The following is a 1848-nucleotide window of genomic DNA, read 5'->3' as shown; positions in this document are numbered from 1 at the left end:
CTCGGCGGCGATCAGGGCGGCCCGTCGGCGCGGGTCGGGTTCGGTGACGGCCAGATCGACGCCGAGTCCGCGATAGTTGTTGCGGACCCCCGGTCGCGGCGGCATCGCCATCGGCACCTGCGCACCCAACCGGGGGCTGTCGGCGCCACGTTCCCGCAGGTAGCGCTGTAGCGCCATCGAAATCGCGGTCAGTCCCACCACGGTCACACTCGCCCCGGGCACCCGGAACTCCTCGGCCGGGCAGACCAGCAGCCGCACAACATGTCCGCCGACCACCGCCGGCGCATTCAGCGGGCCCGGCGGATATCCGGGTGCGGGCGGGGGGATCGCGCCCGTGGCGGTGAGCCGGGCCAGTTCGGATCCCGCACGACCGGCCCGCACCCCGCGCCCGACGGTGCGGGCCAGGGCAACGGGCAGGGTGGCGGCCGCCATGAGCGAACGCCGCACTTCCGCCCCGCGTTGTGGCTCCGGTGCGGCAATGGGCCGATCCGCAGGGGTCCGCGGGCGGTGCGGACGCGCCGCGAACAGCGCCCGCGCGATATCGGATGCTCCCCGGCCGTCGACCAGGGCGTGTGAGATCTGCAGGACCGCCACCGTCACGGCGGAATCGCTCGCGGGGCTGTCGCGGATACGCCGGAAGACGTGGATGCGCCAGGGATGCCGGGTCGCATCGACTCCGGTGCTCACGAGCTCGCCGAGGGCCGCGAGCAGCGCCGGCCAGCCGGGGTGGTCGAGGGTGTGCTCGGCGAACCGGGCCGGGTCCGCGGCGGCGGGCACCCAGGCGGGCATGGCGAGACCGGTGGGGTCCACGCGCAGCCGGACTCCCAGTTCCGGGATCGATGCGCTGCGTCGGGCGAGCTCGGCGAATATGTCGGCGCTGGTCCAGGTGGATTCCGCGAAGCAGTACAGCAGGAACTGATCGTTGCGAACGCGTCGCGACAGCCAGTACATCGTCGCGTCCGGGGGTGCCAGCGGGATCATCGGCCCGACCCTAGCGACGCCCCGCACGGCCGCGGCAGGGCCTGCCGTGTACACACGAATGCACGTGCAACGACCCCGGGCCATATCGGCCCGGGGTCGCTCTGCCCGTTATGGGTACAAAGATCAGGCGTTGTGGAACTCTCCGGCCGAAACTCCGGTCAGAAAGCCGGCCCAATCGCCGGGCGCGAAGGCCAGCACAGGCCCGCTACCTTGGTCTTTGGTATCGCGGACCGCTACGTTGCCGTCTCCGAGAAATGCCACCTCCACGCAGTTCCCGTCCGGGCCGCTGTATGAACTCTTCCGCCACACAGCACCCGTCATATCCACCTTCACGGCACTGCACTCCTTCGCTGCGTCGATAATGAGATTCGATTCCTGCATAGTTCCTGACTAGCTGGTATCCGGCGGACTACACCGAATACACCGATGCACGCGCAGATAGCGAGCAAATATCCGGTTTGCCAGGATCGGACTCGCACATTCCGCGAACACATCTGACGCGGTGACCAAAAGCCCCTGTGAGCTTGCCCCGCACTTTCGACACTAGCAGGTTCGTCCAAGATTTGCCGAGCTCTTGCCAACTGCGCCAACAGGTTTGCCAATCCTGCTAAGATGCCGTATTGCTGCGTAATTGCGCACTTATAAGTATGATTTTGCTCGAAAATCGGCGGCTTCCGCTAATGGTCCGGTGTGATTGTTACGTGATTACCCGTTTATCGATTGTCAATACCCCTGACGCCCGTCGTGCCGGGTCGAGCGGCATGATGGCGCCATGCCCGAACGCGACCGCGACGATCAGGGACGCGCCGCCAACGCCCGGCCCCGCGACCGGCTGGGCCGCCCACTACCGCCGGGCAGCCCCGGTGT

At 67.7% G+C, this 1848-nt stretch carries 2 protein-coding genes and 1 pseudogene; 1 reads left to right on the top strand and 2 read right to left on the bottom strand.

Going from position 1 to position 1848, the window contains the following annotated elements; all coding sequences use genetic code 11:
• Together ACWDU1_RS32030 and ACWDU1_RS32025 are read right to left on the bottom strand one after the other, a co-directional pair.
• On the bottom strand, positions 1 to 981 hold a 981-nt coding region (locus tag ACWDU1_RS32030; protein ID WP_450004162.1), incomplete at its 3' end, for a wax ester/triacylglycerol synthase domain-containing protein.
• A gap of 123 nt (positions 982 to 1104) precedes the next feature.
• Positions 1105 to 1362, bottom strand: a complete 258-nt coding sequence (locus ACWDU1_RS32025) for a DUF397 domain-containing protein (protein ID WP_450004161.1) — start codon at positions 1360 to 1362, stop codon at positions 1105 to 1107.
• Positions 1363 to 1753: 391 nt separating this feature from the next.
• On the opposite strand from ACWDU1_RS32025, the pseudogene ACWDU1_RS32020 reads away from it, so the two are divergent.
• Positions 1754 to 1848: pseudogene (locus tag ACWDU1_RS32020) on the top strand (DUF309 domain-containing protein); the annotation flags it as partial.

This window comes from Nocardia sp. NPDC003345, assembly GCF_053589395.1.
This window is presented reverse-complemented; position numbering and strand designations above follow the sequence as displayed.

What these genes read in the sequence shown, in the direction of transcription:
- ACWDU1_RS32025 (WP_450004161.1), bottom strand. Translation starts at nt 1,362, where the DNA reads ATGCAGGAATCGAATCTCATTATCGACGCAGCGAAGGAGTGCAGTGCC.